The sequence below is a fragment of the Microbispora sp. CA-135349 genome (genome assembly GCF_050947365.1).
Classification (GTDB): Bacteria; Actinomycetota; Actinomycetes; order Streptosporangiales; family Streptosporangiaceae; genus Microbispora.
The window spans coordinates 4,361,653-4,381,437 of the sequence record NZ_CP192001.1 but is presented as its reverse complement, the minus strand read 5'-3'; the positions used below and the strand labels follow the sequence as shown (position 1 = coordinate 4,381,437).

Annotated in this window: 22 protein-coding genes; 9 read left to right on the top strand and 13 right to left on the bottom strand. The window is 72.9% G+C overall.

All coding sequences use genetic code 11. The annotated features are described in order from the left end of the window. Positions 1-17: 17 nt before the first annotated feature. The 3 genes from ACQPZZ_RS20540 to ACQPZZ_RS20530 are packed head-to-tail and all read right to left on the bottom strand — an operon-like array spanning position 18 to position 5,330. The gene (locus tag ACQPZZ_RS20540) at positions 18-560 is read right to left on the bottom strand and encodes a MarR family winged helix-turn-helix transcriptional regulator (RefSeq protein WP_432920488.1); all 543 of its coding nucleotides are present in this window, start codon (positions 558-560) and stop codon (positions 18-20) included. Then, the gene (locus tag ACQPZZ_RS20535; protein WP_432920485.1) at positions 557-3,559 is read right to left on the bottom strand and encodes an FAD-binding and (Fe-S)-binding domain-containing protein; all 3,003 of its coding nucleotides are present in this window, start codon (positions 3,557-3,559) and stop codon (positions 557-559) included. Before ACQPZZ_RS20535 ends, ACQPZZ_RS20540 begins: the two co-directional genes overlap by 4 nt. A 4-nt stretch (positions 3,560-3,563) precedes the next feature. Then, positions 3,564-5,330: a thiamine pyrophosphate-dependent enzyme gene (locus ACQPZZ_RS20530; RefSeq protein ID WP_432920482.1), complete on the bottom strand. Its 1,767-nt coding sequence runs from the start codon at positions 5,328-5,330 to the stop codon at positions 3,564-3,566. A gap of 103 nt (positions 5,331-5,433) precedes the next feature. Between ACQPZZ_RS20530 and ACQPZZ_RS20525 the strand changes: the two genes are divergently transcribed. Beyond that, positions 5,434-6,537 (top strand): enolase C-terminal domain-like protein, encoded by a 1,104-nt coding sequence (locus tag ACQPZZ_RS20525; RefSeq protein ID WP_432920479.1) that lies wholly within the window; start codon positions 5,434-5,436, stop codon positions 6,535-6,537. A 6-nt stretch (positions 6,538-6,543) separates the two neighbouring features. On the opposite strand, the gene ACQPZZ_RS20520 is transcribed toward ACQPZZ_RS20525, so the two are convergent. From ACQPZZ_RS20520 to ACQPZZ_RS20505, 4 genes are all read right to left on the bottom strand, one after another. Then, entirely contained in the window at positions 6,544-7,146 is a 603-nt protein-coding gene (locus ACQPZZ_RS20520; protein WP_432920476.1) for a class I SAM-dependent methyltransferase, read from the bottom strand. Between the two features lie 59 nt (positions 7,147-7,205). After that, positions 7,206-7,928, bottom strand: coding sequence for a TNT domain-containing protein (locus tag ACQPZZ_RS20515; RefSeq protein WP_432920473.1), 723 nt, complete (start codon positions 7,926-7,928; stop codon positions 7,206-7,208). 414 nt (positions 7,929-8,342) lie between these two features. Beyond that, a complete protein-coding gene (locus tag ACQPZZ_RS20510) occupies positions 8,343-9,038 on the bottom strand; it encodes a response regulator (RefSeq protein WP_432920470.1) in 696 nt (231 codons plus the stop codon). Further along, positions 9,035-10,288, bottom strand: a complete 1,254-nt coding sequence (locus ACQPZZ_RS20505) for a sensor histidine kinase (protein ID WP_432920467.1) — start codon at positions 10,286-10,288, stop codon at positions 9,035-9,037. Before ACQPZZ_RS20505 ends, ACQPZZ_RS20510 begins: the two co-directional genes overlap by 4 nt. A gap of 180 nt (positions 10,289-10,468) precedes the next feature. Between ACQPZZ_RS20505 and ACQPZZ_RS20500 the strand changes: the two genes are divergently transcribed. Next, on the top strand, positions 10,469-10,702 hold the full coding sequence (locus ACQPZZ_RS20500; protein WP_432920464.1) for a hypothetical protein: 234 nt from the start codon (positions 10,469-10,471) through the stop codon (positions 10,700-10,702). Then, positions 10,689-11,705, top strand: a complete 1,017-nt coding sequence (locus tag ACQPZZ_RS20495) for a hypothetical protein (protein WP_432920461.1) — start codon at positions 10,689-10,691, stop codon at positions 11,703-11,705. Before ACQPZZ_RS20500 ends, ACQPZZ_RS20495 begins: the two co-directional genes overlap by 14 nt. A 127-nt stretch (positions 11,706-11,832) precedes the next feature. On the opposite strand, the gene ligD is transcribed toward ACQPZZ_RS20495, so the two are convergent. Beyond that, positions 11,833-12,801 carry a non-homologous end-joining DNA ligase gene (gene ligD / locus ACQPZZ_RS20490; RefSeq protein WP_432920458.1) on the bottom strand — a complete coding sequence of 323 codons (969 nt, stop codon included), beginning with the start codon at positions 12,799-12,801 and terminating at the stop codon, positions 11,833-11,835. A 133-nt stretch (positions 12,802-12,934) separates the two neighbouring features. On the opposite strand from ligD, the gene ACQPZZ_RS20485 reads away from it, so the two are divergent. The 4 genes from ACQPZZ_RS20485 to ACQPZZ_RS20470 are packed head-to-tail and all read left to right on the top strand — an operon-like array spanning position 12,935 to position 16,020. Then, positions 12,935-13,648 carry an ABC transporter ATP-binding protein gene (locus tag ACQPZZ_RS20485; RefSeq protein ID WP_432920455.1) on the top strand — a complete coding sequence of 238 codons (714 nt, stop codon included), beginning with the start codon at positions 12,935-12,937 and terminating at the stop codon, positions 13,646-13,648. Continuing rightward, positions 13,645-14,334 (top strand): ABC transporter permease, encoded by a 690-nt coding sequence (locus ACQPZZ_RS20480; RefSeq protein WP_432920452.1) that lies wholly within the window; start codon positions 13,645-13,647, stop codon positions 14,332-14,334. Before ACQPZZ_RS20485 ends, ACQPZZ_RS20480 begins: the two co-directional genes overlap by 4 nt. A gap of 4 nt (positions 14,335-14,338) precedes the next feature. Next, positions 14,339-15,424, top strand: coding sequence for a sensor histidine kinase (locus tag ACQPZZ_RS20475; protein ID WP_432920449.1), 1,086 nt, complete (start codon positions 14,339-14,341; stop codon positions 15,422-15,424). Continuing rightward, positions 15,424-16,020 carry a response regulator gene (locus ACQPZZ_RS20470; protein ID WP_432920446.1) on the top strand — a complete coding sequence of 199 codons (597 nt, stop codon included), beginning with the start codon at positions 15,424-15,426 and terminating at the stop codon, positions 16,018-16,020. Before ACQPZZ_RS20475 ends, ACQPZZ_RS20470 begins: the two co-directional genes overlap by 1 nt. A 22-nt stretch (positions 16,021-16,042) precedes the next feature. Here ACQPZZ_RS20470 and sigJ read toward each other — a convergent pair whose 3' ends face one another. After that, the gene (sigJ, locus tag ACQPZZ_RS20465) at positions 16,043-16,984 is read right to left on the bottom strand and encodes an RNA polymerase sigma factor SigJ (protein ID WP_432920443.1); all 942 of its coding nucleotides are present in this window, start codon (positions 16,982-16,984) and stop codon (positions 16,043-16,045) included. 96 nt (positions 16,985-17,080) lie between these two features. On the opposite strand from sigJ, the gene ACQPZZ_RS20460 reads away from it, so the two are divergent. Next, positions 17,081-17,455, top strand: coding sequence for a hypothetical protein (locus tag ACQPZZ_RS20460; protein ID WP_432920440.1), 375 nt, complete (start codon positions 17,081-17,083; stop codon positions 17,453-17,455). A 10-nt stretch (positions 17,456-17,465) separates the two neighbouring features. On the opposite strand, the gene ACQPZZ_RS20455 is transcribed toward ACQPZZ_RS20460, so the two are convergent. The 3 genes from ACQPZZ_RS20455 to ACQPZZ_RS20445 are packed head-to-tail and all read right to left on the bottom strand — an operon-like array spanning position 17,466 to position 18,379. Next, positions 17,466-17,915 (bottom strand): hypothetical protein, encoded by a 450-nt coding sequence (locus ACQPZZ_RS20455; protein WP_363638177.1) that lies wholly within the window; start codon positions 17,913-17,915, stop codon positions 17,466-17,468. After that, entirely contained in the window at positions 17,912-18,145 is a 234-nt protein-coding gene (locus ACQPZZ_RS20450; RefSeq protein ID WP_432920436.1) for a ribbon-helix-helix domain-containing protein, read from the bottom strand. Before ACQPZZ_RS20450 ends, ACQPZZ_RS20455 begins: the two co-directional genes overlap by 4 nt. Positions 18,146-18,163: 18 nt before the next feature. Beyond that, on the bottom strand, positions 18,164-18,379 hold the full coding sequence (locus tag ACQPZZ_RS20445; RefSeq protein WP_432920433.1) for a hypothetical protein: 216 nt from the start codon (positions 18,377-18,379) through the stop codon (positions 18,164-18,166). A gap of 82 nt (positions 18,380-18,461) precedes the next feature. Between ACQPZZ_RS20445 and ACQPZZ_RS20440 the strand changes: the two genes are divergently transcribed. Further along, positions 18,462-19,196 carry an SDR family NAD(P)-dependent oxidoreductase gene (locus ACQPZZ_RS20440; RefSeq protein ID WP_432920430.1) on the top strand — a complete coding sequence of 245 codons (735 nt, stop codon included), beginning with the start codon at positions 18,462-18,464 and terminating at the stop codon, positions 19,194-19,196. Between the two features lie 63 nt (positions 19,197-19,259). Here the strand turns inward: ACQPZZ_RS20440 and ACQPZZ_RS20435 are convergent, their stop codons facing one another. Further along, the gene (locus ACQPZZ_RS20435) at positions 19,260-19,754 is read right to left on the bottom strand and encodes a hypothetical protein (protein ID WP_432920427.1); all 495 of its coding nucleotides are present in this window, start codon (positions 19,752-19,754) and stop codon (positions 19,260-19,262) included. Between the last annotated feature and the right edge of the window lie 31 nt (positions 19,755-19,785).

The following is a 19,785-nucleotide window of genomic DNA, read 5'->3' as shown; positions in this document are numbered from 1 at the left end:
GTCTCCTTTCCCTGCGGTCAGTTCGGGCCGCCGTCGCCGGGGTCGCCCGCCGCCGCGGTGAACTCGCGCAGCGTCCGCGCGAGCGTACGGCGGCTGCCCGGCGGCAGGCGGCGCAGCGCGTCGGCGATGTGCCCGCGGCGGGCCGCGCGGAGCCGTTCCAGCGATCTCCGGCCGGTCTCGGTGACGTCGATGGTGACCTCGCGGCGGCTGTGCGGGGACAGCAGACGTGTCAGCAGCCCGGCGGTGTGCAGGCGGGCCACCAGGCGGCCGGAGGCGGAGACCGACATGCCCAGCAGGGCGGCGAGCCCGCTCAGGTTCAGCGGGCCGTGCCGGTCGACCGCGAGCAGCACCCGCAGCTGGGTGACCGGCAGGCCGGCGCTTCGCGCCACCGCCGTGAGGGTCATCTCCACGAGGGCGAGGGAGGCGTCCTCGACCACCCACGCGTCCTCCTCCAGGCCGCCCGAATCCGGGCCGCCCGAATCCGGGCCGCCCGAATTCAGGGCTCCCGAGTCCAGTGCTTCGGAGTCCAGTGCTCCCGAGTCCAGGGCTCCGGCGCTCATCGTGCCCCCAGGACCCGCGCCGGGCCGGGCCTGCGTACGATCCGGCACTCGGGGTGGTCGCCCAGCGGGGTGCCGCGCACCCCGGCCGCCAGCAGCTCCGCGAGGTGGATCGCCTGGCGTCCCACCCCCGACTGCTCGATCTGCGTGCGGCAGCTGAAACCGTCGGCGAGGATGAGGGTGCCGGCGTCGGCGGCGCGGATCGCCGGCAGGATCTCGTGCTCCGCGCAGGTCATCGACACCTCCAGGTGACCGGCGGTGAAACCGAAGTTGCCGGCGAGGCCGCAGCAGCCGCCCACCGCCTCCACCCGCACGCCGGCCCGTGACAGCAGGGCCTGGTCGGTCTCGAAACCGAGCACCGAGTGGTGGTGGCAGTGCGGCTGGGCGACGGCGTCCCGGTCGATCCGGGGCGGGTCCCAGCCGTCGGTCGCGCTCAGCAGCTCGGCGAGGGTCCGGGTCTGCTCGCCCAGCCGGGCGAAATCCCGGTCGTGCGCGAACATCTCCGGCGCGTCGGCGCGGAACACCGCCGTACAGCTGGGTTCCAGCCCGACGATCGGAATGCCGCGGCGCAGCGCCGGGGCGAGCGTCCGGACGGTCCGGCGCAGCACCCGCCGCGCCACGCCCAGCTGCCCGGTCGAGATCCAGGTCAGGCCGCAGCACAGGGTGCGGGGCGGGAGCAGCACCCGGTAGCCCGCCGACTCCAGCACCTCGACGGCGGCCCGGCCGATGTAGGGATGGAAGTTGTCGGTGAAGGTGTCCGGCCACAGCACCACGGGGCCCCGCTCGCCCCCGCCGCGGGGACCGCGCCGCCGATACCAGTCGCTGAAGCGCGCCGGTGCGAAGTCCGGCACCGGCCGGGCCGGTTCGAGATGCGCCAGGCGCTTGGCGAGCGCCGCCAGCACGGGCGCGTGCGTCAGCGCGTTGACCACGCCCGGGGCGAGCGCGGCCACGCGGGCCCACACCGGCAGCCACCCCATCGCGTAGTGGTCGGTCGGCCGCAGCCGGCGGGCGTAGTGGTGGGCGAGGAACTCGGCCTTGTACGTCGCCATGTCGACCTGCATCGGGCAGTCGTGCTTGCAGCCCTTGCAGGCCAGGCACAGGTCGAGGGCGTCGCGCACGGCGGTGGAGCGCCAGCCGTCCTCGACCGCGGAGTCGGCGTGGCCGTCGAGCATCTCGAACAGCAGCCGCGAGCGGCCGCGGGTGGAGTGCTCCTCCTCACCGGTGGCCCGGTAGGACGGGCACATCACCCCGCCGGTGTGCTCGCGGCATTTGCCGACCCCGACGCACCGCATGACGGCCCGCTGGAAGCTGCCCTCGTCGTCCGGGTAGCCGAAGTGGACGGGCGGGTCGGCGGGCGTCCACTCGGGGCCGAGCCGCAGGTTCTCGTCCAGCTTGTACGGTGCGACGATCTTGCCGGGGTTCATCCGGTCGCCGGGGTCGAAGACGGCCTTGACCCGCTCGAAGGCGGTCATGACGTCGGGCCCGAACATCCTCGGCAGCAGCTCGCCCCTGGCCTGCCCGTCGCCGTGCTCGCCCGACAGCGAGCCGCCGTAGGAGATGACGAGATCGGCGGCCCGTTCGAGGAAGGCGCGGAAGGCCGCCACCCCGTCGGCGGTCACCAGGTCGAACGGGATGCGGGTGTGCACGCAGCCCTGCCCGAAGTGCCCGTACAGAGAGGCGTCGTCGTAGCCGAACTCCTCGAACAGGCGGCGCAGGTCGCGCAGGTAGCCGCCGAGCCGCTCGGGCGGGACCGCGGAATCCTCGAAGCCCTCCCAGGTCTCGCGCATGCCCGGGACCCGGGCGGTGGCGCCGAGCCCGGACTCGCGCACCTCCCACAGCTTCTTCTCGGTCTTGGCGTCGTCGACGAAGGAGATGTGCGGCGCGTGCTCGCTGTCCTTCAGCTCCTTCAGCAGGCCACGTCCCCTGGCGTCCGCCTCCTTCTGGGAGTCGGCGCCGAAGGAGACCATGAGCCAGCCGCCGCCCTCCGGCAGCCGCTTGAGGGCGTCGGGATGCATGTGCTTGCGTCGCTCGAAGTCCACGAGCTTGTCGTCCACCCCCTCCAGCTGAAGCGGGCCGTAACGGGCGATGCGCGGCACGGCGTCGGCGGCCACGTTGATGTCGTGGTAGCCGAGCAGGACGAGGCACTCGGCCTTGGGCGCGGGCACCAGGCGCAGCTCGGCCCGCAGCACGGTGACCAGCGTGCCCTCCGACCCGACCAGCGCCCTGGCCAGGTCGAACCCGTTCTCGGGCAGGAGCTGGTCGAGGTTGTAGCCCGACACCCGGCGGGGGATGTCGGGGAAGCGGCGGCGGATCTCGTCGGCGTGCTCGTCCACGATCGCGCGCAGCTCGCGATAGATCCGCGCCCGCGGCCCGCCCTCTGCGACGATCCGGCCGAACTCCTCGTCGCCGGTCGGCCCCACCCACATCCTCTGGCCGTCGTAGGTGAGGATCTCCAGCCGCGCGATGTTGTCGGCGGTCTTGCCGTACGCCTGCGCGGTCGAGCCGCAGGAGTTGTTGCCGATCATGCCGCCGAGCGTGCACTGGGAGTGCGTGGACGGGCGCGGGCCGAACATCAGGCCGGTGTCGGCCAGCAGCCGGTTCAGCACGTCGAGCACGATGCCGGGCTCGACCACGCAGGTGCGCGCCGCGGCGTCCACCGACACCAGCCGGTGACAGTACTTGGACCAGTCGATCACCACGGCGGCGTTGCAGGTCTGACCGGCCAGGCTCGTGCCGCCGCCCCGCGAGGTGACGGGCGCGCCGTGCTCCCGGCAGACCGCGACGGCCTCGGCCGCCGCGTCCACCGTGCGGGGCACCACCACCCCGAGCGGCACCTGCCGGTAGTTCGAGCCGTCGGTGGAGTAGGCGCCCCGGCTGCCCGGGTCGAACCTGACCTCGCCGTCCACCCGGGCGGCGAGGTCCCGCTCCAGGTCGCGCAGCCGCACGTACGGCTGTCGCGGCCGGGCCGTCACGGGCGGGGGAACGAGCACCTGGTCGGTCATGGCGTCACCGCCCCAGTTGAGAGATCTTGTCCTTGAAAAGCGTCGTCGCGATGGCCGCCTTGTGCGGCTGCCCCTTCAGGAACGCCTCGGCGAACTTGACGGCCTGGTCACGGGCCACCTTGCCCGGCATGGGCGGCTCGTTCGGGTCGACGTCGACGTCCACCAGCGCGGGTCCCGGATGGGCGAGGGCCTGCCGTACGGCCTCGTCCAGCTCGGCGGGATCGGTGACCTTGCGCCCGTACCCGCCGCAGGAGCGGGCCCAGGCGGAGAAGTCGGAGGACGGCGCGCCGAATCTCACCCCGTGCTCGGGGAACCCCAGCACCATCTGCTCCCACAGGATCTGGCCGAGCGAGCCGTTGTTGTTCACCACCACCGTGATCGGCAGGCCGAGACGCGCCGCGGTGAGGAACTCGGCCATCAGCATCGCGAAGCCGCCGTCGCCGATGAACGCGATCACCTGCCGGTCGGGGTGGGCGAGCTGCGCCGCGATCGCGTACGGCAGGCCGGGGGCCATGGTGGCGAGGTTGCCCGACAGGTAGAACTCCCGGTCGCCGCGGATCGTCCAGTGCCGGGCCGCCCAGGTCGCGATCGTGCCGGAGTCGCAGGTGAGGATGGCGTCGTCGGAGGCGGCCCGGTCCACGCAGCCGATCAGGTACTGCGGGGCGATCGGGGTGCGCTCCGGGTTCTCCAGGGCGGTCATGTTCTCCCGCCATTCGGCCATGGCCTTCTGGTACTTCTCCAGGTGCGCCCGGTCGTCGTTGCGGTGCAGCAGCGGCAGCAACGCGGCCAGCCCCTCCTTGGCGTCCCCGACCATCGGCACCTCGGTCGGCATGCGCACGCCCGCGCGGGCGGGGTCGGCGTCGATCTGCACGACGCGGACCTTGCCGGGCTCGGGCAGGTGCTTGGTGTAGGGGAAGTTGGTGCCGACCATCAGAAGGGTGTCGCAGTCCTCGACCAGTTCCTCTCCCGGCTTGGTGCCGAGCAGGCCGATCCCGCCCACGGCGTACGGCGAGTCGTCGGGGATGACCGCCTTTCCGGGCAGGGTCTTGATCACGGGAGCGCCCAGCGTCTCGGCGACGGCCAGCACCTCCGCGCGGGCGTGCAGGGCGCCGGCCCCGGCGAGGATCGCGGGCCGCCGGGCCGCGTTCAGCACCTCGGCGGCCGCCCTCAGGTCCTCGGCGCGCGGCACGCCGGGCGGGGACAGATAGACGGGGGCGGTCGCGGGTGGCCGCGCGGGGGCGACGTGCTGGTAGGGGTCGGCGTCGGCGGGGGCCACCTGGACGTCGTTGGGCAGGCACAGGTGGGCCACCCCGCGCCGCGCGTACGCCGTGCGGATCGCGATGTCCACCACCCCGGGCAACTGGGTGGGGTTGTCCACCACCAGGTTGTACTCGGCCACGTCCTCGAACACCCGGTCGAGGTGGACCTCCTGCTGGTAGCCGGTGCCCAGCACACTGGTCTCCTGCATGCCCGTGATGGCCAGCACCGGCTGGTGGTCGAGCTTGGCGTCGTACAGGCCGTTGAGCAGGTGGATTCCGCCGGGGCCCGAGGTGGCCAGGCACACGCCGATGCGGCCGGTGGCCTTCGCGTGCGCGGCGGCCATGAACGCGGCCGCCTCCTCGTGGTGCACCAGCACGAACCGGACACGGTCGGATTGGCGGCGCAGCCCTTCCATGATGCCGTTGATGCCGTCACCGGGAAGCCCGAAGACGGTGTCGACACCCCAGTCGGCGAGCCGCCTGATGAGTACTTCGGAGGCGATTTCCGTCATATAGGCCGCGCTGCCCGGGGAATGGGAAGCCGAACACTCACCGCATGGAAAATCTTTCCTCCGATCCAGAGTCCTGGGGGCACGACCGGGTAGGAGGACGCCCGTGATCAGGGACCTCGTGATCAGGGACCTCCACGTGTCGGCGTACCGCGTGCCGACCGACCGCCCGGAGGCCGACGGCACGCTGAGCTGGGACGCGACCACGATGGTGGTGGTCCGCGCCGACGGCGGCGAGGCGGCCGGGCTCGGCTGGACCTACGCCCCGGCCGCCGCCGCGGCGGTCGTCACGGACCTGCTCGCGCCGGTGGTGCGCGGCGGCGACCCGATGGACGTGCCGGGCCTGTGGACCGCGATGGTCCGCCGCGTGCGCAACGCGGGCCGCACCGGCGTCGCCGGGTACGCGATCTCCGCGGTCGACGTCGCGCTCTGGGACCTCAAGGCCCGGCTGCTCGGCGTGCCGCTCGCCCGCCTGTTCGGCCTCGCCAGGGAGCGTGTGCCCGTGTACGGCTCGGGCGGGTTCACCACCTACGACGACGACGTCACGACGGCGCAGCTCGCGCACTGGGCTCACGAGCAGGGCATCCCCCGCGTCAAAATCAAGATCGGTGAGTCGGCGGGCACGGCGCCCGGCCGCGACCTGCACCGCGTCGCGCTCGCCCGCCGCGTCATCGGCGACGACGCCGAGCTGTACGTGGACGCCAACGGCGGCTACGGCGCGAAGCAGGCCGTGCGGATGGAACGCCGCATGCGTGATCACGACGTGCGATGGTTCGAGGAGCCGGTGTCCTCCGACGACCTGGCCGGGCTGCGCCTGGTGCGCGAGCGGGCCGACGCCGACGTCGCGGCCGGGGAGTACGGCGGCGACCTCGTCTACTTCACCCGCATGTGCGCGGCGGGCGCGGTCGACTGCCTGCAGATCGACGCGACCCGCTGCGGCGGCTACACGGGCTGGAACGGCGCGGCCGCGATCGCCGCCGGGCACGGGCTGGAGGTGTCGGCGCACTGCGCGCCCAACCTGCACGCGCCGGTCGCCGCGGCGACGCCGAACGTGCGTCACATGGAGTGGTTCCACGACCACGTGCGCATCGAGGGCGACCTGTTCGAGGGCGCGGCCGACCCCACGGGCGGCGCCGTGCGCCCGCCGGACGCGCCGGGACACGGCCTGACGCTGCGCGCCGCCGCGGCCGAGCCGTACCGGGTCGCGTAGAGCCGTTCAGTCCCCGGGTTTGCGCCAGACGACGCTGTAGCGCCACAGGAGATGGCGCCGATATCGGGAGCCGGGCAGGAGTTCGGCGGCCAGCGCCCGCATCTGCGGGTACGTCACCGGCGGCGGCCACACGGTGGGGGACGGATGCTCCCAATGGCCCTTCACGGCGCGGTGGGCGGCGAAGGCGACGACGCCGGCCAGCTCGCGCGGCAGGTCTCGGGGGACGGTGCTGCGGGCCAGGCCGACGACGGCCAGGACACCGCCGGGGCGCAGCAGGTCGCGCATGCGGGCCAGCCCGGTGGCGGCGTCCATGTGGTGCAGGGTGGCCACGGACGCGACGACGTCGAACGACGCGGGCTCGAACGGGTGGGTGAGGAAGTCGCCGAGGACGTAGTCGACGTCGTCGCCGTATCCGCGGGCCTGCTCGACGCTGGGGGCGTGGAGGTCGATGCCGGTGACGTGCGGCACGGATTTCCGCAGCGCGCGGGCGAGCATGCCCTCCCCGCAGCCGACGTCGAGGGCGCGCCGGGCGCCGCCGGGGACCGCGCCCAGGATGCGGGGATGGTAGTGGATGTTCGTGTTCCACCGTGTGCCGTCGTCCGCCGTCATGTGATCACCTTGCCCGAACCGGGCGGGCGCGGCGTGCCCGCCCGGTCGGCCGCGAGGGCTCAGTTGAGGCGTTCGAGGTAGCCGTTGTCGGCCAGCCACTGGATGGACACCTCGCCGTTGGTCCCGAACGTCGGAGCGCCGGGGATGTACTTGGCGAGTGTGTGGAACTGCTCGCCGAGGCCCCGCATCTGGAACGCCGAGGCCGCCGGGCCCCCGTCCACGTAGAACGGCCGGGTCACCCGGTAGGCGTGGTAGTTGCACAGGTGCGGATCACCGGGGGCGTTGTTGAGGTTGCTCGGCGGCAGCGACCGCTTGGAGAACGGCGTGCCGAAGGGCGCGAGGAACGCACCGGTGGGCTCCCCGCCAAAGCGGTCCACCTTGTAGCCGAGCGGCAGCCGCACCGGCCTGACGAGCGGCCGGCCGTTGGTGAACCCGCCGGAGTGCGCGAACCCGAAGTCCTGGGGGAAGCGGTAGAACTGCGTCGTGTAGTCGTAGTAGCGCTCGAGGAACCGCTCGGGGGAAAGGCCGCCGTATCGCACGTATCCGTCCAGAATCGTGGCGATGAGTCCCTCGCGCGGCAGGAACACCGGGCCGAGCAGCCGATCACCCTTCACGTACGGCGGCCCGCAGATCTCGCCCGTCGTCGCGCGCAGGGGCGCGGGAGCGGAGGTCGCGGCGCCCTGCCCGGCGGGGGCGGTCGCGGCATGGGCCGGGACACCGGTCAGGGCCGCCGCGGCGAGGGTGCAGGCGGCCATGAACAGCTTGCGAGAATGAACGCGCACGAATTCTCCCGAAATTGCGCACACGGGATGCGATCTGGACATATCCGCATCAGATCAATTTCATGGAAATCGCTCGGTGAAGGGCGCCGAGAAACAGCCATGATCGCGCTGACGCGACGAATTCGTGCGTACCCGGCCTTTGTCCAGGCGCATCGCAAGGAGATCGCCGCAGCGTTCAAAAACCCCGCGTCGCCGGGAGAGACAATGCGACGGCAGGGCTTATTTGGACACCGGTTTCGACGAAATTCCTATTGTGGACAGAATCCACTCTTATAACGGTCCGCGACGACACTCTCCGGACGGGCGGCCCTGTCGCCGTGGGAAAGGCGGTGCCCGGGTGGCGCGGTGTCGCCGCGACGGCCGCGACGGCCGCGACGGCCGCGACGGCCGCGTCGTCCGGGTCAGTCGTCCGGGTCAGTCGGCCGGGTCGAGTGGGTCGTCGAGCAGCGCGGCGTCATGGACGAGCAGGGCGATCTGGACGCGATTGTTGAGGCCGAGCTTGGCGAGGATGCTCGACACGTGCGTCTTGACGGTGGGGACGCTGAGATGCAGCAACGCGCCGATCTCGGCGTTCGGCCTGCCCCGGCCGACCGCCACCGCGACCTCCCGTTCCCGGTCGTTCAGCCGCGCCAGGCGCTCCGCGGCCCGGGTCCGGCGCCGGTCCTGGCCGTCCTCGGCCACCCGGGCGATGAGCCGCCGCGTCACGGCGGGTGACAGGACCGGGTGGCCCCGGGCCACCCGGCGGATGGCGTCCACGATCTCGGCCGGCGGGGTGTCCTTCAGCAGGAACCCGGCGGCCCCGGCGCGCAGGGCACGCAGCACGTGCTCGTCGGCGTCGAAGGTGGTCAGCACGATCACCTCGGGCGCTCCGTCGCGCGTGCGCAGCGCCTCGGTGGCGGCCAGGCCGTCCATGACCGGCATCCGGATGTCCATCAGCACCACGTCGGGGCGGTGCCGGCCGGCCAGCGGCAGCACCTCGGCGCCGTCTCCGGCCTGGGCGAGGACGCGGATGTCGGGAGCGCCGCCGAGCATCATCACCAGACCGGCCCGGACCAGGGGGTCGTCGTCGGCGATGAGCACGCCGATAGGCGCGGATTCTGGCACGATCATGCCGGCCACGGTAGCCAGGCCCGCACGCGCCAGCCACCCGGGCCCCCGCCGGCGCCCCCGTCCGTACCCCCCTCCACAGGGCCATGCAGGGGTCCATGCAGGGGTCCATGCAGGGGTCCGTGCTCCAGCCGTCCTCCCACCAGCGCGACGCGCTCGGCCAGGCCGGCGAGGCCGTGGCCGCCTCCGCCGCCGGCGTCCGGTGGGACGTCGGCGGGGGCGTCGGCGGCGTCGTTGACCACCTCGACCGTCAGGCCCTCGCCGGGCGCCCCCGACACCCGTACGCGGACCGCGGCCCCCGGCGCGTGCTTGCGCGCGTTGGTCAGGGCCTCCTGCACGACGCGGTACGCGGTCCGGCCCGTCCGCTCCGGGACGCTCTCCCGCGAGCCGAGGTCGTCACGCAACCCCACCCGCATGCCCGCCTGGCCCGACTCCGCGACGAGCCGTCCCAGGTCGGCCAGGGTGGGCAGGCCGGGCCGTGTCGGTGCGGACGACTCGCCCGCCGGGGCGCGCAGCACGCCGATCACCTCGCGCAGGTCCTGCAGCGCCCGGTGGGCGCTCTCCCTGATCACCCGCGCCGCGCGGGCGACGTCGGCGGGGTCGGCGCCGGGATTGAACTCCAGCGCCCCCGCGTGCACGCTCAGCAGCGACAGCCGGTGACCGAGCACGTCGTGGATCTCCCGGGCGATGGCCTCGCGGACCTGGTGCTGCGCCTGCTCGGCCCGCAGCCTCGCCTCGGTCTCCATCCGGGCCACGCGGTCGCGCTGCGCCAGCACCAGACGGCGCCGATGGTGGACGAACAGCCCCCAGCCGGCCGCCGCGCCCTGCAGGGCCAGGCCCAGCGTGAACATCACGGACGGCGGCTCGTTCGGTTCGGGGCGCAGCAACGTGAAGACGACCCCGGCCAGAACGCTGAGACCGAACACCGTGCCGGAGGTCCGCGGGCGACGGTGGACCGCGACCGAGAAGAGCGCGGCCAGCATCGAGCCCGCGACCATCTCGAAGACCGCCGACAGCGCGACCAGTGTCACCGCGAGCCCGACCGGCCACCGGCGGCGCAGCCACAACGCGGCGCAGCCGAGCGCGCCCACGAACTGGTCGAGGGGGAACAACCATGCGGGCGGCAGCGGCGCGTTGTGCAGGCGGTCCACCGACATGAAGAAGGCGAAAGCCGCGGCGAGCGTGAACATCGCCGAGTCCACGAGCCAGTCGCGCCGGCTGCGCCGGTGCCGGGGAGTGGCGGAGGGATCCATATTCCCCGCAGCGTACGGCCCGGGGGAGGCCGGCTCACGGCCGAGCTTCGAAGACCATACCGAAGTCGGGCGCCGTCCTACTTCGGCCGGCGGGGGCGCCGCACGCCGGCGACCTTCGCCGGACGGAAGCATGCCGACGCCCGATCCCCGCCGGGTCCGCCGGTCCCTAGCGTCGGCGCCATGCGTAAGTTCATCCGATTCGCCGGGGGGTTCCTGGTCGTCGCGGGCATCAGTGGGACCATCGACCACCTGGCCGCGCAGCCGTTCTGGGGCGCGATACTCAACGTCTTCAACCGCCAGGTCATCCCGCGGCTGAGCTTCCTGACCGGCTACGAGATCTACGCCAACCTTCTTGTCGCGGTCGTCGGCGCCGTCGTCTTCGCCGCCGCGTGGAGGCGAGATGACGAAGCCTGATCCGTGGCGTCTCGCCATGGCGGCCGGGCTCCTGGTGCTGGCGCCGATGTGCGCCGAATACGTCACCGGTTACGACGACAGCACGGGCGACCCGCTCGTGCTCGCCGCCAGTCTCCTGATCTTCAGCCCGTTGTACGGCGCGCCCGCGTTGCTGATCCGTGAGACGTCCCGCCGCCTGGGCCTGGGCTGGCCGGCGATCCTCGCCCTCGCGACGGCGGCCGGCGTGCTGCAGGCCGGCGTCATCGACCAGTCGATGTTCAGCGAGGGATACCGGGACATCCCGTACTGGGAGGAGATGGTCCGCCCGACGTACGTCGAGCCGCTGGGACTGGCGGCCTACACCGCGCTGTCCTTCGTCGCGGGCCACGCGATCTGGAGTTTCGGGGTGCCGATCGCGCTGACGGAGGCGCTGAGCCCGCGCCTGTCGCGCACGCCCTGGCTGCGAACGCCCGGCCTGGTGACGGCTGCGGTGCTGTACCTCGCGGCGGCGGCGCTGGTCCTGCGCGACCACCTGCGGACCGAGCACTATCACGCCTCGGCCGCCCAGACAGGGGGATCGCTGGCCGCCGTCGCGCTGCTCGTGCTCTTCGCGTTCGTCCCCGCCGTACGGAGACGGCGCCGGCCCTCGGTCCCGGCTCCGCCCGCAGAGCCGTCCGCGGGGGTGCCGCCGCGGCCGGTCCTCGTGGCGGCGGGCGGTCTGGCGGCGGGCCTCGTCTTCAACTTCCTGCCGTCGACCTGGGCCGGGGTCGCGGCCGGACTCACGGTGATCGCCCTGTGCGCGGCGGGCACCGGCCGCCTGGCCCGCACGCGGCGGTGGAGCGGCCGCCACGCCGCCGCGCTCGCCGCCGGAGCCCTGGGCGCGCGTGCGGTCGTCGGGTTCTTCGCGGTCCCGCTCGGCGAGGTCCCACCGGTCGCGAAGTACGCGCACAACGTCGCGTTCCTCGCGGGCGCGGTGCTGCTCGGCGTGCTGGCGGCGCGGCGCCGCGACACCGTGACACCGTGACACCTTGACCCTGCGACACCGTGACACCTTGACCCTGCGACACCGCGGCGCCGTGACACCTTGACCCTGCGACACCACGACGCCGCGACACCGTGAACCCTGAGCTCACGCGCCTGAGCCGGGCGCGTCATCCTTCTCCGCGGACGACCTCGCCGGGGTCCTTGTCGTCGCGCAGGCCCCGCCAGGAGGGGTGGCGCAGCCGCCCCTCGCCGGTCCACTCGGCGAACTGCACCTCGCCGACCAGGACCGGGTCCACCCACCGGCCGCCCCTTGCCTCCTCGCGGGTGATGTCCTCGAACGGGGATGTGTCCCGCCGCAGCGGCGCCAGGCGTTCCCCGAGCCGCCGCAGCGCGTCGTCGGTGAAGCCGGTGCCGACGCTGCCGGCGTACCGCAGGCGCCCGCCGGCGTCGTTGACGCCGACGAGCAGCGAGCCGACGGTGTTCGCGCGGCGGCCCTCCCCGGCCCGCCAGCCGCCGACGACGACCTCCTGCGTACGGACGTTCTTGACCTTGACCCAGTCGGGGGAGCGGCGGCCGGGCCGGTAGGGGGAGGCGAGCCGCTTGGCCACCACGCCCTCCAGGCCGAGACGGCGCGAGTCCGCGAGCGCGTGCTCCCCGCCGCCGCTGTAGTACGGCGGGATGGCCCACCGGCGGCCGGTGTGGACCAGGTCCTCCAGGCGGCGCCGCCGTTCGGTGTAGGCCAGGGCGGTCGCCGGCGCGGCGTCGACGTGCAGGACGTCGAACAGCAGGTACGTCACGGGCGTGGTGACCGTGAGCTGCCGGATCTTCAGCGGGTTGCGCTGGTGCATCCGCGGCTGCAGCGCCCCGAACGACGGCCTGCCCTGCTCGTCGAAGGCGACGATCTCCCCGTCGAGCACGAGCGCGTGCCCGCCGGTCGCCTCGGCCAGTCCGGCGAGTTCGGGGTAGGCGGCGGTGATGTCCCTGCCGTTGCGGGAGACCAGCCGGAGGGTCCCGTCCTCGACGTAGCCGAGGGCGCGGACCCCGTCCCACTTCATCTCGTGCGCGTAGTCGCCGTCCGGCTCGGGCAGCGGCCCGAGCTGGGCCATCATCGGCGCGTACGCCGGAAGGGCGGCCATGCCCCGCTGATACCCCGGCCCACCCGGCCAGTACCCCTGACCTGCGGCGACGCGACGGCATCCTCCGGATGGAGGATGCCGGGCGACGTGTCGGGTGATGCCGCGCGATCGGCGCCGCCGCGAGTCTCGAGGCATGGAAGCCATCGAGGTGACAGACCTCCGCAAGTCGTACGGGGACACCCCCGCCGTGGATGGCGTGACGTTCACGGTCCGTACCGGGGAGACGTTCGGGATCATCGGCCACAACGGCGCCGGCAAGACCACGACCGTCGAATGCCTGATCGGGCTCAGGCGAGCAGACGCGGGCACGGTCCGCGTGCTCGGCGAGGATCCGGCGCGCAGGCGGCGGGCCCTCGCCCACCGCCTCGGCGTGCAGCTGCAGGACGGTTCCCTGCCCGATCGGATCAAGGTGGCCGAGGCGCTGCGCATGTTCGGCTCCTTCTACCGCGACGCGGCCGACTGGCGGCGGGTGATGGAGTGCTGGAGCCTGCGGCCGCTGGCGAGGAAGGCGTTCGGCGACCTGTCGGGCGGGCAACGGCAGCGGCTGATGCTCGCGCTCGCCCTGGTCGGCGACCCGGAGGTGGTCGTGCTCGACGAGCTGACCACGGGCCTGGACCCGATCGCGCGCCGAGAGACCTGGCGGCTGGTCGGCGACCTCAGGACGGCGGGCACCACGGTGGTGCTGGTCAGCCACTACTTCGACGAGATAGAGGCGCTCTGCGACAGGGTCGCCGTCTTCGCCCGCGGCCGTGTGGAGGCGACGGGCACCCCGGGCGAGCTCATCGCCCGGACCGGAACCGCCTCGCTGGAAGAGGCCTACCTCGCCCTGGAAGGAGTGGACCGATGAAGGCGTTCACGGCTCTGGCGGCCGCCGAGCTCAGGCTGCTGTCGCGCGACCCCGCCTCGCTGTTCTTCATGGTGGCCTTCCCACTCATGCTGCTGGTGCTCAAACGCGGCGACAGCGGTGCGGTGCCCGGCTACCTCGCGATGATCGCCGCCATCGGCGGGATGGGCGCGCTGCCGGGCCTGCTGGCCTCCTATCGCGAACGCAAGGTGCTCAAGCGGCTGGCCACCACGCCGATCTCCCCGGTTCTGCTGCTCGGCGCCCAGCTGGTCGCGCAGGTCGCCGCGGGCCTGGCGGGCTCCGTGCTGCTGGTGGTCGTCACCATCACGGTGTTCGGCGGGCAGGCGCCCGGCGACGTCCTCATGCTCGCCGCCGCCTTCCTGCTCTGCTCGGTGATGGCCTGCGCGCTGGGCTTCGTGATCGCCGCCGTCGTGCGCAACACCAGGGGCGCGAGCCTGATCGGCATGCTGGTCATGTTCCCCATGATCTTCCTGTCCGGCGCGGCCGTGCCCAGGAAGGCACTGCCCGGCTCCTTGCGCCAGATCGGCGACTTCCTGCCGCTGACTCCGGCCGTGGAAGCCCTCGGGCATGCCTGGAGCGGCAACGCCGCGATCTTCCCCCTGCTGATCCTGGCGGGGATAATCGTGGCGGCCACGGCCGCCGGCGCCGCGCTGTTCCGATGGGAGTGAGGACGTGAACGTCTGGGAGGCGCGCTGGCTGCGCGCCTTCCACATGCTGTACTACGCCTGCCTGGCGCTCGGGCTGATCCTCTCGTCCGGGGAGAGCGCGGGCCCCGGCCCGCTGACGCTGGGAATCGTCGCGCTCATGGCCGGATGGCACGGCTTCTTCGTCGCACGGCGGCCGCGTCTGCTCGGGCGGCCGAACCCGATGGCGTTCCACCTGGCGGTCGTGTGCGCGCTCTACATCGCGCTGGTGTCGCAGGACCGATCCTTCGACGTGGTCGTCTTCGGGCTGATGCCCCAGCCGTACCTGATGCTCGCGAGCCCCTGGTCCTATGTGGGGGCGGTGGCGACGGTTTTGAGCACGTTCACCGCCAGGGGCTACCTGGACGAGCCCAACGCCGTCTGGCGGCTCGCCGGGAGCTCCGGTCTCGTCGTCGCGATCGGGTTGTTCGTGGACTACGTGTCCCGGCAGAGCGCGCAGAACCGGACGGTCGGAGTGCTGGAGGAGCGGGCGAGGCTGGCCAGAGAGATTCACGACACCCTCGCACAGGGGTTGAGCGGGATCATCACCCAGCTGGAGGCGGCCGAGCAGGCGATGCCCGACCCGCGTGCCGTACAGAAGAGGATCACGCTGGCCAAGGAGCTGGCGCGCGACAACCTGCGGGAGGCGCGGCGCTCGGTCGCCGCGCTGCGGCCCGGACCCCTCGCCGGCGCGGGTCTCGAGGCGGCGCTCGCGGAGGTGGCCGCACGGTGGTCGCGGACGTCGGGGGTGGCGGCGACCGCGTCGGTGGAGGGGACGCCCCGCCCGCTGCCCGGCGAGGTGCAGACGACGCTGTTGCGGGTGGCCCAGGAAGGGTTGTCGAACGCGGCCAAGCACGCGCGGGCGGGCCGGGTCGCGATCACACTGACCTACATGGACGATGAGGTGACGCTCGACGTGTTCGACGACGGGGTGGGTTTCGACCCGGACGTGCGCGGCGCGGGTTACGGGCTGGCGGCCATGCGCGAGCGGGCCGGCGGCGTCGGGGGGACGCTGACCGTGGAGTCCGCACCGGGAGAGGGGACGGCGCTGTGCCTGCGGATCCCCTCAAACTGATGATCGTCGACGACCATCCGGTGGTCCGCGACGGACTGCGCGGCATGTTCGACCACGTGACGGACATCGAGGTGGTCGCGGAGGCGTCCGACGGGTTCGAGGCGCTGGCCATGGCCAGGCGGGCGCGGCCGCACGTGGTGCTGATGGATCTGCGCATGCCCGGCCTCGACGGTGTCGGGGCGATCCGGCGGCTCCGGGAGGACCACCCGGAGATCAAGGTGATCGTGCTGACCACGTACGACACGGACGCGGACGTGGCGCGGGCCATGGCCGCCGGGGTGGCGGGCTACCTGCTGAAGGACGCGCCACGTGAGGAACTGCACCGAGCGGTCCGCACGGCCGCCGCCGGCGGAGCGGTCCTGGCCCCGTCGGTGGCGTCCGCCCTGATGAGCAGGCCCACGGCGCAGGAGCCGAGCCCGCGCGAGCTGGAGGTGCTGCGCCTGGTGGCGCGGGGGTCGGCCAACAAGGAGATCGCCCGAGCTCTGCTGATCAGCGAGACGACGGTGAAGACGCATCTCAAGCACGTCTTCGCCAAGCTCGGCGTCGACAGCAGGGCCGCGGCCGTCGTCGTGGCCATGGAGCGGGGGCTCATCTAGCCCCTGCACCGAGACCGGAGCATCAGGCGTCCCGCGCCCACAGCCGCAGCTTCTCCGGGTTGCGGACCGCCCAGATCCGGCTGACGCGGCCGTCGGCGACGTCGAACGCGGCGACGACCACGACGACGCCGGCCTGCCGGGCCACCAGGCCCGGCACGCCGTTGACCTGCTGCTCCAGGAGTTCGAGCCCCGGAGCCCTGCCGGCGATGGCGACCATGTACCTGGCGATGCGCTCGGCGCCTTCGACCGGGTGCAGGACGGTGCCGGCCATGCCGCCGCCGTCGGCGGTCATCACGGCGGCCGGGTCGAGGAGGTCGACGAGGGCCGCGATGTCCTTCGCCTCCCATGCCTGTTTGACGTTCCGCACCACGCCGGCCTGCCCGGCCGCCGTCACCGGGGCGCGCGCGGCGCCCACCCGCCGCCGGGCGGAGGCCGCCAGCTGCTTGCAGGCCGCAGGGGTCCGGCCGAGGACGCCGGCGATCTCGGCGAAGGGGTAGCGGAAGACGTCGTGCAGGACGAACGCCACCCGCTCGGCGGGCGTCATCGACTCCAGGACGACGAGGAAGGCCATGGTCACCGATTCGTCCATGACCACCTGGTCGGCAGGGTCGGCGTCGTGGCCGTGGTCCCGCCCGGCGCGCCCACGCAGCGACTCGGGCAGCGACGCCTGCGGCGACTCGGGCAACGGCTCGGGCAGCCACGCGCCGACATAGCGTTCACGCCGGGCCCGTGCCGAGCCGAGCAGGTCCAGGCAGACGCGGCCGGTCACGGTCGTCAGCCAGGCGCCGGGGGACAGGATCTCCTCCTGCCGGTGGCGCGGCAGCGCGTACCAGCGCGCGTAGGCCTCCTGCACGGCGTCCTCGGCCTCGGCCAGCGAACCGAGCAACCGGTAGGCGACATTGATCAGTTGGCGCCGCTCACCGGCTATCGCATCGGCGCTCGTCCCCGCCGTCCCCGTGCTCACGGCCGCCTCCTCGCCTTACCTTTCGCGGGCCCGCGTCGTCGGGCTGGTGAGACCTTATCGATCGACTGCCCCCCGGGGCGGAACAGGGGACCTGACATGGCCATCCAGGCGACGGCACAGCGTGACTTCTCGTTTCTGCGGATCGCGATCACCTTGCAGACCCTGACCATCTTCCTGCAAGCGGTCTCCGCCGGACTGCTGCTGACCTCGTCCTACGGAGAGACGCTGCACAGTGCCGGAGCCCGCGTGATGTACGGGGCGTCGATGCTGTACGTGCTCGCGGCGGTGCTGGCGTGGAAGCCGGGCGGCGGCTCGCCCCGGCCCGTCTGGCACGCGTCCGGCTTCCTCGCGCTCGCCTCCGTGCAGGTCGTGCTCGGCATCGCGCACGTGCCGTCGGCCCACCTGCCCCTGGGTGTGCTGATGTTCGGGCTGAGCGTGCTGGCGCTGGCGCGGTCGCCGAAGCGCCGGTGACACAGGCCCTTCAGGGGAGGATCTCCAGGCGGACGTCGAGGCCCTCGTACAGGTAGGGGGTGGCGGTGATGATCCGCCAGCCGCGGCGGGTGGCGTGCACGGCGGCGTGGGCGGCCACCAGGACGTCGGGCAGGAGCGCGTCGGCGGCGGACGGCCGGTGACGGCGCAGGCTGGCCATGATCTCCTGCGCGTAGGGCCCGCCTTCGACGGCGTCGCCGGGGGACAGCGCGCCGGTGACCACCATCGACATGCGCAGGAAGCGTTCGAGCCGGGGCTGGATGGGGCCCAGCGACAGCACCTGGACGGCGAGCGCGGGGACGAGGAGGGTGACGCCGTGTGCCGAGGACTGCCGCACGACGGCCCTGCCGTACATGCTCTTGCCCTCGATCAGGTGGACGACGGCGTCGAGGTCCAGCACGTGGCCGGACAGGACGCCGGCCGGTGGGACGGGGTCGGTCACGCGGCGTCCGCCTTGGCGCCGCCGGTCATCAGGCGCGCCGCGCGGGCGCTGTCGTCATCGCTGATCCCGTCCTGCCAGCCCGGCCCCCATAAATCGGCCATGATGGCCAGGTCGCCCTGGATGCGCCGCCGTTCCCGCAGCGCCGCGGCGATGTAGGCCGAGGCGTTGCCGGACGCCTGCGCCTCGTCGGCGAGTTCGTCCGGCAAGGAGATCGTAATCTTCTTGGTCATACTTGGGAGCCTACCCAGTCATACCGTCGGCGGTCCACCGGTTCGCGGAAAAGCATCCGCCTTCACCGCCGGCACTTCACGGGGCACGGCGGCGGGCGAACGGGGGACGCCGCGCGGCGTCACCATGCCCGCCACCGCCCCCACGCCGCCCGCTGTCTCGTACGCGGACTCGGCCGGCAGTCGCGCGGCGCGAAGCCGTTCCGCAAGCAGATCCATATCGCTCATCGTGATCATCACTACATCCCCGGTCCGCCGGGAGGGCCGGGCGGCGGCGCACGCGCCACGGGGTACACCCCTGGACGAGGGGGTGGGGCGCATGCGGCCTGCGGGGGCACGGGTGCTGGTCACGGGCGCGTCGTCGGGCATCGGCGCCGCGACGGCGCTGGAGTTGTCGGCGCGCGGCGCGCGCCTGGTGCTCTCCGGGCGGGACGAGGACGCCCTCGCCGGCGTCGCCGCCCGGACCGGCGGCGAGGTCCTGCCCGCCGACCTCTCGGACCCGTCGGCCGACCTCGCCGTACGCGCCGGGCCGGTGGACGTGCTGGTGGCGTGCGCGGGCGAGGGCTGGAGCGGACCGTTCACGCGAATGTCCGCGGGCACGGCCGAGCGCTTGATCACGGTCAACCTGGCGGCTCACCTGCGGCTCACGCGGCTGCTGCTGCCCGGGATGCTGGAGCGCGGCCGGGGCCACCTCGTCTACGTCGCCTCGATCGCCGGTGTGGTGGGCGTGCGGGAGGAGGCGGTGTACGCCGCGACCAAGGCGGGCCTGCTGGCCTTCGCCGAGAGCCTGCGGTACGAACTGCCGGGAATCGGGGTGACGGCCGTGGTGCCCGGAGTGGTCGACACGCCGTTCTTCGCCCGGCGCGGCAGGCCGTACACGCGCAGCAGGCCCGCGCCCGTCCCGCCGGAGCGGGTGGCCCGGGCCATCGCGGTCGCCGTCGAGCGCGGCCGCGCCGAGGTGTACGTCCCGGCCTGGCTGCGGCTGCCCGCCCGTCTGCACGGGGCCGCGCCCGGCGCGTTCCGCGTCCTCGCCCGCCGCTTCGGCCGCCCCTGACCGCCCTGCGAAACGGTTCTCCCCGGCCTGATCGCGAAATCAGTCTTTGGAGGCCTCGGGCGGTTAAGAATCACGATCTATGATCGCGACCAATTCCTCCAGGAGCCCGAGGAACTCCTCGGTCCGGAGTTCGGCCACCCAGACCTTTCCCGCATGCTCGGGATGCTCCCGCAGGTGCTCCTCGCGCCAGAACGCCACCGTGATCGTCAGGTGGGCCCCCTCACGGAAGGCGAACGCCTGAAGGTTGTCGGTGGTGGGCCCCCAGCCGAAGAACCGGCAATTCCAGGCGGTCTCTTCGAAGTCCTCGGACTCGTCGACGAGCCGCCGGTGAGCGGCCACGGGGGACAGTCCGGGGAAGGGCGGAGGAGAACCGCCGCCGGAGCGCATCCAGCGGGCCGTGCCCGCCACGGACAGACGGAACTGCTTGACGAACGCCAGGTTGTCATCACAGGTCAGCCGCTGACCGGCGATCCACAGATCCACCTGGCGCAGTTCCGAGTCGACCCAGTCGCCGACTTCCATGCCGAATCTCTGTTTGTCGCCGAGAAGCACAGTCATGCGACGACTGTGGCAGACCGTCACCTCACGG

Excerpts from the sequence above, each read along its gene's own strand:
- ACQPZZ_RS20540 (WP_432920488.1), bottom strand. The coding sequence starts at position 560 with ATGAGCGCCGGAGCCCTGGACTCGGGAGCACTGGACTCCGAAGCACTG.
- ACQPZZ_RS20535 (WP_432920485.1), bottom strand. The coding sequence starts at position 3,559 with ATGACCGACCAGGTGCTCGTTCCCCCGCCCGTGACGGCCCGGCCGCGA.
- ACQPZZ_RS20530 (WP_432920482.1), bottom strand. The coding sequence starts at position 5,330 with ATGACGGAAATCGCCTCCGAAGTACTCATCAGGCGGCTCGCCGACTGG.
- ACQPZZ_RS20520 (WP_432920476.1), bottom strand. The coding sequence starts at position 7,146 with ATGACGGCGGACGACGGCACACGGTGGAACACGAACATCCACTACCAT.
- ACQPZZ_RS20510 (WP_432920470.1), bottom strand. The coding sequence starts at position 9,038 with ATGATCGTGCCAGAATCCGCGCCTATCGGCGTGCTCATCGCCGACGAC.
- ACQPZZ_RS20505 (WP_432920467.1), bottom strand. The coding sequence starts at position 10,288 with ATGGATCCCTCCGCCACTCCCCGGCACCGGCGCAGCCGGCGCGACTGG.
- ACQPZZ_RS20500 (WP_432920464.1), top strand. The coding sequence starts at position 10,469 with ATGCGTAAGTTCATCCGATTCGCCGGGGGGTTCCTGGTCGTCGCGGGC.
- ACQPZZ_RS20495 (WP_432920461.1), top strand. The coding sequence starts at position 10,689 with ATGACGAAGCCTGATCCGTGGCGTCTCGCCATGGCGGCCGGGCTCCTG.
- ligD (WP_432920458.1), bottom strand. The coding sequence starts at position 12,801 with ATGGCCGCCCTTCCGGCGTACGCGCCGATGATGGCCCAGCTCGGGCCG.
- ACQPZZ_RS20485 (WP_432920455.1), top strand. The coding sequence starts at position 12,935 with ATGGAAGCCATCGAGGTGACAGACCTCCGCAAGTCGTACGGGGACACC.
- ACQPZZ_RS20480 (WP_432920452.1), top strand. The coding sequence starts at position 13,645 with ATGAAGGCGTTCACGGCTCTGGCGGCCGCCGAGCTCAGGCTGCTGTCG.
- ACQPZZ_RS20470 (WP_432920446.1), top strand. The coding sequence starts at position 15,424 with ATGATCGTCGACGACCATCCGGTGGTCCGCGACGGACTGCGCGGCATG.
- ACQPZZ_RS20460 (WP_432920440.1), top strand. The coding sequence starts at position 17,081 with ATGGCCATCCAGGCGACGGCACAGCGTGACTTCTCGTTTCTGCGGATC.
- ACQPZZ_RS20450 (WP_432920436.1), bottom strand. The coding sequence starts at position 18,145 with ATGACCAAGAAGATTACGATCTCCTTGCCGGACGAACTCGCCGACGAG.
- ACQPZZ_RS20445 (WP_432920433.1), bottom strand. The coding sequence starts at position 18,379 with ATGATCACGATGAGCGATATGGATCTGCTTGCGGAACGGCTTCGCGCC.
- ACQPZZ_RS20440 (WP_432920430.1), top strand. The coding sequence starts at position 18,462 with ATGCGGCCTGCGGGGGCACGGGTGCTGGTCACGGGCGCGTCGTCGGGC.
- ACQPZZ_RS20435 (WP_432920427.1), bottom strand. The coding sequence starts at position 19,754 with ATGACTGTGCTTCTCGGCGACAAACAGAGATTCGGCATGGAAGTCGGC.